The organism is Promineifilum sp. (SeqCode) (assembly GCF_041918635.1).
GTDB lineage: Bacteria > Chloroflexota > Anaerolineae > Promineifilales > Promineifilaceae > Promineifilum.
Genome location: NZ_JAYRVJ010000549.1, coordinates 1 through 8,972, shown reverse-complemented (window position 1 = coordinate 8,972; position 8,972 = coordinate 1). Strand labels below are relative to the sequence as shown.

Below are 8,972 nucleotides of genomic sequence, written 5' to 3'. Positions count from 1 at the left end.
CGCTGCCCTGGACGCAGGCCAATCTCGCGCCAACCGGTCACGCCATCGAGGCGCGCCTCTACGCCGAAGACCCGGCCAACGACTTCCTGCCCGTCACCGGCGAGATTCTGGCGTGGCGACCGGCAGCCGGCGAGAGCGTCCGCGTGGATGGCGGCATCCGCGCCGGCGATAGCGTCACCGTTCACTACGATCCGCTGCTGGCCAAGATCATCGCCCACGGCCCGACGCGGGCGGACGCGCTGCGCCGCCTGGACGACGCCCTGCGCCGCACCGTCCTGCTCGGGCTGACCACCAATCAGACCTACCTGCGGGCCATCCTGGCCCACCCGGCGTTCAGGGACGCGGGCGCGCTAAGCACCCGCTTTCTGGAAGAGCACTTGCCCGGCTGGCAGCCACCCACCAGCGCCGAGGACATCGCCGTGGCCCTGGTCGTCGCCACGCTGGCGCAATGGCAAACGGCCGTCGCCGGGCGGGGCTACTGGCGCAACAACCCCGGCGAGCCGGCGCGCTATCGCTACCGCGTGGGGGACGAGGAGATCGAGGTGCGGTTGCGGCCGGCCGGCCGCGCCGCCGCGCCGCTACTGGTCACGCTGTCGAGCGACGGGCTGGAGCGCGTCGTCAGCCTGGAGCGGTTCGACGCCCCTGACCTTGTCCTGACCATCGACGGCTATCGCCGCCGGGTTGTGCTGGCGGCGCGGGGGGATGAGTGGTGGGTGCAAGGCGAGGCCGGCCCGTTGCGGCTGCTGGCGCAGCCGCTGCTGCCGCAGCCCCACCGCGCGGCTGACGCCGGCGGTTCGCTGCGCGCGCCCATGCCGGGCACGGTGCTGGCCGTGCTGGTGGAAGTGGGGCAGGCTGTGGCTGAGGGGCAGCCGCTGGTGAAACTGGAGGCGATGAAGATGGAGTATACCATCCGCGCCGCGGCGGCGGGCGTCGTCGAAGCTATCCACCACGCCCCCGGCGACAGCGTGGCCGCCGACGCCCTACTCATCCACGTTAGGGCTTTGGCGGTGTAGCGGCCCTGGCGAGGGCATCAGATCGTCAGGATCACACGTCCGGGCTTTGCCGGTCGTTCGACGAACTCATGTGCCTGGGCAATCTGATCCAGCGGAAACTTTGCGGTAATCTCAAGCCCTGGCCATCCCGCCTCCAGTACTTGATTGATGGCGCGAGTGGCTTCGAGTTTGGCCTCGATCGGATGCACACTTTTATATATGGGGTCGTTGGTTGTCAGTCCCCTGCTCCCCCGCTCCCCAACCCCCCTGGTTCCCAACCGGCATCAACCACACACTAACGTGCTCCGGCTGCATCGTCTCCTGAATGACGCGCGCCAATTCGGCCGTCAACTGGTCGAGGTCGGTCTCGTCGCGGACGGTGGCGGCGAATTGGGCCAGCACTTTCTCGGCGTCGTACTTGTGGCGATAGAAGCGGCGGTCGAGCGGAACCTGCACCGCGCGGCGCAGCGGCGCGAAGAGGGCAGCGATGGTCAGCGTGGACAGCACGGCCGAGGCGGTGGAGTTCCAGCCGCTCAGGCGGCCGAACAGGTTTTGCGAGGCGATGACCACGACAAAGTAGATGACGCCCAGTAACACCGTCAGGACGCCATAGAGCACCGTCTTGCGGATGATGACGTCGATGTCCCACAGGCGATAGCGCAACACGGCGATGCCCACGGCCAGCGGCACGCCGGCAAAGGCGGCCGCCTCCAGCAGCGCGTCCAGCGCGCCCGGTAGCAGCGGAACCAGTTCCGTGTTGAAGAAGAACGCCAGAACGAACACCACCGAGGCCAACCCCAACCACTTGAACTGCTGCCGCTCCAGGCCACGGGCGCGAATGGCGCGGACGATGACCGAGATGGCGCTGATGAGCACGGACAGCATGATGAAGAAGGTGGCTGTGCTGGAGAGGTTGTCGGCCCAGCGGCCGAGGGCGTCGTTCTGGTGGAAGGGACTGGGGATGGGTATGATGATGGCTGCCGGCGAGCGCCAGAGCAGCGCCGCCAACGTGATGAAGCTGAGGATAACCACCGCGGCCAGGAAACGCCAGCGTCTGGAGGGCAGCCGGCCGCTGGGGAAGAGCAAGAACAACAGCGGAATAGTCGCCAACCACAGGGCAAAACCGAGCGCGGCGAAGATGAAGCTCCACGAGGCCAGAGGCAGGGGCGCGATGAGGTAGCTGTAGAGGCCGTAGCTGACGGCCAAGCTCTGGATCGCGCCATTGCCGATGCCGAAGGCCAGCAGCAGCCAGCCATACGGGTTGCGCGGCAGCCGGGCGGCCACAAAGCCGCCCACGACGATCGCCACTGCCAGCGAGGCCGTGACGAGCACATCGTGGTACCAGAGCGGTTCGCCGGCCAGCGGAGGAGCCGGCGCGCGCAGGACGGTCAGGCTCATAGCGGCGACGAGCAACACAAGGCCGGCCGCGGTCACGCCCCAGGCCAGGCGCGAGAGGGACGTGTCTGCGGCCTCGCGCCCTGGCGCATCCGCGGTGGGCGATTGAGCGTAGCCCGGTGTTGCGTCTTCCATCAACAGTAGGATACATCACCGCCGCGGCATCGTGTAGGGGCGGGTTTCAAACCCGCCCTACCCGCACAGCGCCTCGAAGACGTACCCCTGCTGCCGCAATTGAGGCAGGACGAGGCGCAGAGCCTCCACCGTCTGGCTGCGGTCGCCGCCGCCGTCGTGCATCAGGATGATGGCTCCCGGCCGAGCGTTGCCCATGATCTCCTGCACGATGGCATCGACGCCCGGCCGCCGCCAATCCTGGGTGTCAATCGTCCACAGCGCGATGTCTAGCCCTAGTTCGCCGGCCAACTGGATGGTCACGCCATCCATCGCCCCGTAGGGCGGCCGGAGGCAGGTGGGCAGCGCGCCCGTCGCCTGCTGGATGGCGAACTGTGTCTGCTCGACCTCGTTGAAGAAGTCAGGCCGGGAAATGCCGTCCAGCGAGGCGTGGTTGTAGGTGTGGTTCTGCACGGAGTGAGCGGGGACGAGCGCCCCGGAGATGGCCGGCGTGCCCGCCGTCTGCCGGCCGATGGCGAAGAACGTGCCTCGGCCGCCGTGCTCTTCCAGTGTGGCGGCAATAGTCCCGGTCGTCGCCCACGGCCCATCGTCGAAGGTAAAGTACAGGATCGGGCTGCCATCGGCCGCGTATTGCGGGCGACCGGCCGGACGGATGCCGTCACCGGTTGGTGCGGGGGGCGGCGTCACGTCGCTGGCCGGCTCCGGTTCGCCGACCACGTTGACCACGTCGGCCCGCACCCACCCCTGTTGCCCTTCAATGCAACACACTTGCCACCACGAGTCAATCGGGCTGCTGCCCTCGATCTGGCCGACGACTTCGGCTGTCTGACCGGGCAGTAGGCTGCCGATGGGCGCGTAGTCAAGGCCGGGGCCGCCACGGACGAAGACCTCCCAGGCGCTGGCCGGGCTCACCTCAGCGCTCTCGCCCTGCGCCAGCTGTCGCTTGGCGTAGCCAATGTCGCGGGTCGATGTGCCCTCGCGCGGCGGCGGCAACGGCTGGCGCAGCGCCGCCCAGACTGCCGGCCCGGCCACCCCGTCAGGGATGAGGTCGTGGGCAGCCTGGAAGGCGGCGACGGCCTCGCGCAACGCTTGCCCATACTCTGCCGGCGTCGCAGTGGCCTCCAGGTAGCCGGCGGCGACCAGTTGGTCGTGCAGCCGGCGCACCGCGTCGCCACGGCTGCTGATGTCCAACACCGGCTCTTCCGACTCGTCGGACGGGGGATGGAAAATGTCGACCACGACCTCGGCCGCAGTCTCGTCGCGGCGGACTTCGAAGCCACTGACCCGGTCGAGACCGACCAGCCACATTAGGTTGCCGGCCGGCGCGCTGGTCAGGCCCAGGCCGTGGAAGTGGTTGGCGTCTGCTACCTCGATAGTGTCAAAGTCGAGCGTGTGCAGCGGCGCGTCGGTGGTGGGAAAGGCGAACCAGACACGCAACCACACGTCGCCCGCGATGTTCAGCGGCTCGCCGGCCTCGTTGACCGGCGCTTCATTGACATAACCTACCTCGTAGGCCGGCAGCGGTCCATCGCCGAAGTCGAACACCAACCGCTGGCCGCCCGCGAAGTTCTCTAGCCGCACGTCACGCAGAGGCGCGGCCGTGTCAGTCGGTTGGCTCCAGCCGACGTTGCCCGTATCGCCGCGAAAGGCGTAGGCCCGGGCGATGCCCATCGTCAGGATGTCCCCCAACCCGCGGGGATCGGCGCTGAAATGGATCGTCCAGATGACGTCGGCGGTATCCGGCTGGCCAATGACTACGCCGCCTGACTGGCAGAAGTAGTTGACGCGCTCCGGCCGGCCGTCCACGTTCACGGTGATAGTCGCGCCGGTCGCCAGGGCGCATTCGTCGCCATTGTCGAGGACGATAACGGCTGGCAGTGTCGTGGCGTCAGGCGCGTTGGCATATTCGCGCGGCAATGGCGTTGTCAGGCGCAGCAACGTCACTTCCCCGTTGGCCGACAGGCACGCCAGCGGCCCGGTTGGGTCGTAAGGGTTCTCCAGGCAGGGATCGAAGAGCTGGCTGTAAGCGGCCGGCAGACCGCTGTCAGTCGGGGCTTCGTTGACGCGCTCGACCGAGCAGCGCCAAGCGTCGGCGCGGGCGGCCGTCAGCGCCCCGCCGAAGCACGTTCCCTCCACCTCCTCGACGACGGTGAAGCCAGGCGCGAGTCCTTCCGGCTGCCACGGCGCGACGATTATCAGTTCGGTGGGCGCGGACGTAGCGGGCTCCGATGCGGGGGAGGTTTCGGTGGGCTTGGGAACAGGATAAGAATCCTGGGCCAGGGGGGAGTCAACGCAGGCGGATAGAAGCAGGAAGACCAACAGTAGAGCGACGAATGGTAGCGATGATGGGCGGCGCATAGCTCCTCGACAGTGAAATGGACATTGACAGACTTTCACTAGTCTATCAACGTCCGCGCGCTGCACAAGACGAAAGACCTGACAGGTGGGCGGCCATCGACGCTCTATTACGAGCGAAACCTATAGCCGCCCACCTATCAGGTCTGAACGCAAAGATCTGCGGATGTTTCCTCTTACTGCACTTCCGCCAACACCTGGCCGCGCACGACCGTCTGGCCGATGGTGACGGGGATGGAGCTCACCACGCCGTCAAACGGGGCGCGGATCTCGTTTTCCATCTTCATCGCCTCCAGGACGACGAGCGTCTGGCCGGCCTCCACCGGCGCGCCGGGCTTAACCAGCACGCGGGCGATCAGGCCGGGGATGGGAGCCTTCACGCGGCCGTCGCCGCTGCGCGGCCGGGCCACGCGCTGAGCGCGGTCGTGAACCTCGATAGTATGCAGGCCGTCGTACGCCTTGATCCATTGCAGGTTGGGATCGAAAGTGAGTTCATAAGGCCAACCGTTGACGATCAACCACTCCACTTCCGTCACCGTCGCCTGGAGGTGCGGAACCGTCACCGTGACGGCCTCGCCGTTAGCCCACACGATGTGGGTGTCGTCCTGCGCCGCCAGGCTGAGATCGATCTCGTAGGGGTTGCCATCAATCGTCACGAGCAAACTTGTCATCGTATTGTCACTATCTCCTTCACCGCCTTTCATAGCAATCACAGATGGCACAGACGGCGCAGGTAAATCTCTTAAAATCTGCGTAATCTGCGAAATCTGCGGATTCTTTTTCTTACGGCAGTTTGCGGCTAGACCGATGCCAGCCCGTCGCCCACTGGTCGGGCGTTTGAGGATTGAACACCTCGCGGCGGCGCACGTAGAGCACGGCTGCGGCCACGGCCAGGTCGCGCTGCACCCGGTCGAACTCCGGCACGGGCGCTTCTTCCAGCCGGCTCAGGAAGTCGGTGGAGTAGATCCCCTTCAAGAACGTGGGATCGCGCAGGATGCGCAGCAGTAGCGGCAGGTTGGACGGCGCGCCGATGAGGATGAAATCCTCCAGGGCGCGGCGCATACGGTTGACGCACGTATCCCGATCCGGCCCCCAGGCGGTCACCTTGGCCACCAGCGGGTCATAGTGGGGCGATACGTCACAGCCGGCATAGACATAGGTGTCCACGCGCACCTCCGGCCCGCCCGGCAGGCGCACCTGGCGCAGGTGGCCGGGAGCGGGCAAGTAGCGGTGGAATGGGTCTTCGGCCTGCACGCGGCACATGATGGCGTGGCCGCGCCGGACGATGTCCTCCTGGCGGTAGCCCAGTGGCTCGCCAAACTCCAGCCGGATCTGTTCGCGCACCAAATCGATGTGGGCCAGCATCTCGGCCAGTGTGTGGGCGATCTGGATGCGGGCCTTGACTTCGCTGAAGTAGAACTGGCCCGCCCGATCGACGAGGAACTCGACGGTGCTGAGGTTCTGGAGCTTGAACAGCCGCGCCAACTGCACGGCCGTATCGAGCAACTCCTCCCGCCGCTCTGGCGTCAGGCACAGCGCCGGCTCTTCCTCGATGATCTTCTGGTTGCTCTGGACGACCGAACCTTCGCGCTCGCCCAAGTGGACGAGGTTGCCGTCGCGGTCGGCCAGAATCTGCACGCCAACCTGGTGGGCCGGCAAGATGGCCCGCTCCACATAGAGTTGCTTGTTGCCATAGACGGCCAGCGTCTCCACCTGGGCGCGGCGCACCGTCTCGACCAGATGGGCCGGATCGGTGACGACACGCTCGCCGCGACCCCGCCCGCCCCGGCAGGACTTGATGACCACCGGGTAGCCGATCTCGTCGGCCGCGGCGGCCAATTCGTCGTACTCGTCCTCGGAGAAGGAGCGGGGGGAGTGGACGACGGTGCGGAAGCCGGCGGCGCGCGCCATTTCCAGCGCGCCGATCTTGTTGCGCAGCACCTCGACCACCTCGGGCGGCGGGCCGATGAAGGCGATACCGACCGCCTCACAGGCGCGAATGAATTCGGCGTCTTCGGCCAGATAGCCGTAGCCGGGGTGGATGGCTTCCACCTCATGCTCCTGAGCCACGGCCAGCACAGCTGCCGGGTCCATGAAGCTTTGCGGGCCGGGCAACTGCGCGCACTCGTCGGCCAGGCGGACGTGCAGCGAGCCGCGGTCGCTGGCCTCGTAGATGGCGACCGTCTGGATGCCCATCTCCCGGCAGGTGCGGATGATGCGGACGGCGATTTCGCCGCGGTTGGCGATGAGAATCTTTTTGTACATAGCTTCTCCAGAGCAGGGGAGCAGGGGGGCGGGGGAGCAGGGGGGAAAGAATCTCTCCCCCGCTCCCCTGCTCCCCCGCGCTTACGCTACATGGGCGAGATCCCATGCTTCCGTGCCACGTGTCGCTCCCGCTTGGACATGGTGACCTGGAGCGAGCGGATGAGGATGCGGCGCGTGTCGGCCGGGTCGATAACGTCGTCGATCAGGCCGCGGTTGGCGGCGACGTAGGGATTGTTGAACTTGCGCTGATAGTCGTCCACCAGCTCGCGCCGCCTGGCCTCCGGGTCTTCGGCGGCCTGTACGTCGCGGCGGAAGAGGATGTTGACCGCCCCCTCAGCGCCCATGACGGCGATCTCGGCGTTGGGCCAGGCGTACAGCAAGTCGCCGCGCAGCCCCTTGCTGCTCATGACGCAGTACGCCCCGCCGTAGCTCTTGCGCAGGATGACCATCAGCTTGGGCACGGTCGCCTCGCTGTAGGCGTAGATCATGCGCGCGCCGTTGCGGATGATGCCGCCGTACTCCTGCTCGCGTCCGGGCAGGAAGCCGGGCACGTCTTGCAGGGTGATGATGGGCACGTTGTAGGCGTCGCAAATGCGGATGAAGTGGGTGGCCTTGATCGACGCCTTGATGTCGATGCAGCCGGCCAGCACCATCGGCTGGTTGGCGACGATGCCGACGACGTAGCCGTTGAGCCGGGCGAAGCCGACGACCATATTCTCGGCCCACAGTTGGTGGACTTCGAAGAACGCGCCGTCGTCGACGATGCTGCTGATGACCGCGCGCACGTCATAGGCCCGGGTAGGATCGGTAGGCACGATCTCCTTGAGCTCCGGGCAGCGCCGTTCCGGGTCATCAATGGGCGGCACGTAGGGCGGGTCGTCCTGGTTGTTGCCGGGCAGGTAGCTGAGCAGCGACCGCACGCGAGCCAGGCAGTCCTGGTCGTCGGTCGTCAGGAAGTGGCAGACGCCGCTCTCCTGGCTGTGCATCATACCGCCGCCCAACTCCTCGAAGCTGACGTTCTCCTGCATGACCGAGCGCACCACGTCCGGGCCGGTGATGAACATGTAGCTGTTGTTGGTCATGAAAACGAAGTCGGTCAGGGCCGGGGAGTAGACCGCGCCGCCGGCGCAGGGGCCCATAATGACCGACAGTTGGGGGATGACGCCCGACGCCTCGCAGTTGGCGTCGAAGATGCGGGCGTAGCCGCCCAGACTGTCCACCCCTTCCTGGATACGCGCCCCGCCGGAGTCGTTGATGGCGACGAACGGGCAGCCATACTTGAGGGCCATCTGCATCGCCTTGACGATCTTGTTGGCGTGCATCTCGCCCAGCGAGCCGCCCATAACGGCCGCGTCCTGGGACGAGGCGAAGACACGCCGGCCGTTGACCAGCCCGAAGCCGGTCACCACGCCGTCGCCCAGTCGCGACCCCTTGCCGCCGGGGTAGCTCTCGTGTCGGGGCAGCACCAGCGTATCGATCTCGACGAACGACCCCGGATCGAAGAGCAGGTTGAGCCGCTCGCGGGCCGTCAGGCGCCCCTTGCCGTGTTGCGCGGCGGCCTCTTTCTCCGTGCCGGCGGCCGTGGCCCGCCGCGCGTTTAATTCCTGGACGTAAACATCCATGTCTTGTGCCATTCCATTCTCCCGTTCCGTCGCCGCCGTGAATGAAGCGAAGGCAGCGCGGCGCTTCGTTTTGGCTCCCCCGTCGGTTAACAGACATCGTCGCGCACCGGCCTGTCGCCGGTCGCGCGCCAACGCCAGTATTGTGACACACCGCCGACAGGACGCTTAGTGTCATCCGTCACCCATTTTGGCGCGGACTGTCATGTTAAGT

Annotated in this window: 6 protein-coding genes; 1 reads left to right on the top strand and 5 read right to left on the bottom strand. The window is 66.6% G+C overall.

Features of this window, described 5'->3' with window-relative positions:
- The coding region (locus ACE3UY_RS16525) for a biotin/lipoyl-containing protein (RefSeq protein ID WP_374688592.1) at positions 1-1,013 on the top strand (1,013 nt) is incomplete at its 5' end.
- A gap of 192 nt (positions 1,014-1,205) precedes the next feature.
- Here the strand turns inward: ACE3UY_RS16525 and ACE3UY_RS16520 are convergent.
- From ACE3UY_RS16520 to ACE3UY_RS16500, 5 genes are all read right to left on the bottom strand, one after another.
- Complete coding sequence (locus tag ACE3UY_RS16520; protein ID WP_374688591.1) at positions 1,206-2,522, bottom strand: hypothetical protein; 1,317 nt, start codon at positions 2,520-2,522, stop codon at positions 1,206-1,208.
- A gap of 57 nt (positions 2,523-2,579) precedes the next feature.
- Positions 2,580-4,877, bottom strand: a complete 2,298-nt coding sequence (locus ACE3UY_RS16515; protein ID WP_374688590.1) for a polysaccharide deacetylase family protein — start codon at positions 4,875-4,877, stop codon at positions 2,580-2,582.
- Positions 4,878-5,050: 173 nt separating this feature from the next.
- The gene (locus ACE3UY_RS16510; RefSeq protein WP_374688589.1) at positions 5,051-5,545 is read right to left on the bottom strand and encodes an acetyl-CoA carboxylase biotin carboxyl carrier protein subunit; all 495 of its coding nucleotides are present in this window, start codon (positions 5,543-5,545) and stop codon (positions 5,051-5,053) included.
- A gap of 112 nt (positions 5,546-5,657) precedes the next feature.
- Positions 5,658-7,139, bottom strand: a complete 1,482-nt coding sequence (locus tag ACE3UY_RS16505; protein ID WP_374688588.1) for an acetyl/propionyl/methylcrotonyl-CoA carboxylase subunit alpha — start codon at positions 7,137-7,139, stop codon at positions 5,658-5,660.
- An 86-nt stretch (positions 7,140-7,225) separates the two neighbouring features.
- On the bottom strand, positions 7,226-8,773 hold the full coding sequence (locus tag ACE3UY_RS16500; protein ID WP_374688587.1) for an acyl-CoA carboxylase subunit beta: 1,548 nt from the start codon (positions 8,771-8,773) through the stop codon (positions 7,226-7,228).
- Between the last annotated feature and the right edge of the window lie 199 nt (positions 8,774-8,972).

Bases quoted from the DNA above. Each gene is read 5' to 3' on its own strand.
- ACE3UY_RS16520 (WP_374688591.1), bottom strand. From the start codon at position 2,522: ATGGAAGACGCAACACCGGGCTACGCTCAATCGCCCACCGCGGATGCG.
- ACE3UY_RS16500 (WP_374688587.1), bottom strand. From the start codon at position 8,773: ATGGCACAAGACATGGATGTTTACGTCCAGGAATTAAACGCGCGGCGG.
- ACE3UY_RS16515 (WP_374688590.1), bottom strand. From the start codon at position 4,877: ATGCGCCGCCCATCATCGCTACCATTCGTCGCTCTACTGTTGGTCTTC.
- ACE3UY_RS16505 (WP_374688588.1), bottom strand. From the start codon at position 7,139: ATGTACAAAAAGATTCTCATCGCCAACCGCGGCGAAATCGCCGTCCGC.
- ACE3UY_RS16510 (WP_374688589.1), bottom strand. From the start codon at position 5,545: ATGACAAGTTTGCTCGTGACGATTGATGGCAACCCCTACGAGATCGAT.